Origin of the sequence: Bacillus cereus group sp. BfR-BA-01355 (assembly GCF_022663675.1) — a bacterium.
Taxonomy (GTDB): domain Bacteria; phylum Bacillota; class Bacilli; order Bacillales; family Bacillaceae_G; genus Bacillus_A; species Bacillus_A thuringiensis_S.
The window spans coordinates 1-223 of the sequence record NZ_JAKUFY010000481.1; the positions used below are offsets into that span (position 1 = coordinate 1).

The following is a 223-nucleotide window of genomic DNA, read 5'->3' on the forward strand; positions in this document are numbered from 1 at the left end:
CTCGGGATTTTTTGTTTCTCCCATGAAAACACTGTTATCCGCAAGATCAATGACTGGTATTTCTGTCTCAACTTCTGCTTTATATGTTAGAATGGCCTTCGGCATACAATCTGCAAGCATATATTCAATTCTATCTTTCGGATAAGTCGGATCCATCGGTACATATGCTGCACCTGCTTTAATGATGCCGTAAATCCCGATAATCATTTCTATACTTCGTTCC

General features: G+C 39.5%; 1 protein-coding gene. It reads right to left on the bottom strand.

Features of this window, described 5'->3' with window-relative positions:
- On the bottom strand, nucleotides 1-213 hold a 213-nt coding region (locus MR167_RS32560), incomplete at its 3' end, for an AMP-binding protein (protein ID WP_346657781.1).
- Between the last annotated feature and the right edge of the window lie 10 nt (nucleotides 214-223).